Annotated in this window: 1 protein-coding gene; it reads left to right on the top strand. The window is 58.9% G+C overall.

From position 1 onward, the window contains the following. On the top strand, positions 1-397 hold a 397-nt coding region (locus AC1D0P_RS31120; protein ID WP_477680253.1), incomplete at both ends, for a polysaccharide biosynthesis/export family protein.

Below are 397 nucleotides of genomic sequence, written 5' to 3'. Positions count from 1 at the left end.
GAGCCATCGAGCGTCAGGCAACCACCAAGTTTACCGCGCTGAACAAGAAGGTCGGCATCGATTATGCACTGGTCGATATCACCAAACAGGTCGCGACCTATTTCGATTATTCGATCCTGAATTCGCTTGAGAAGGGCTTTGGTGGCGGCAGGGGTAGTGCGCCGCTCACGCCGCTCGGGATCGGTGACGTGGTTGAGGTTACGATCTTCGAAGCGCAGGCCGGTGGCCTCTTCATCCCTGACGATGCGGGAGCTCGTCCCGGCAACTATATTACGCTGCCAGCACAGACGGTCGACAGGAATGGAACGATTTCCGTTCCCTATGCGGGCGCGATCCGGGCGGCAGGTCGCCCCGTTGGCGAAGTTCAGACCGACATCGAAAAGCGCCTTGCCAACCG

The organism is Polaromonas sp. P1_G2 (assembly GCF_056405515.1).
Note: the sequence above shows the minus strand (reverse complement) of the source record. Positions and strands in the feature narration are given on the sequence as shown.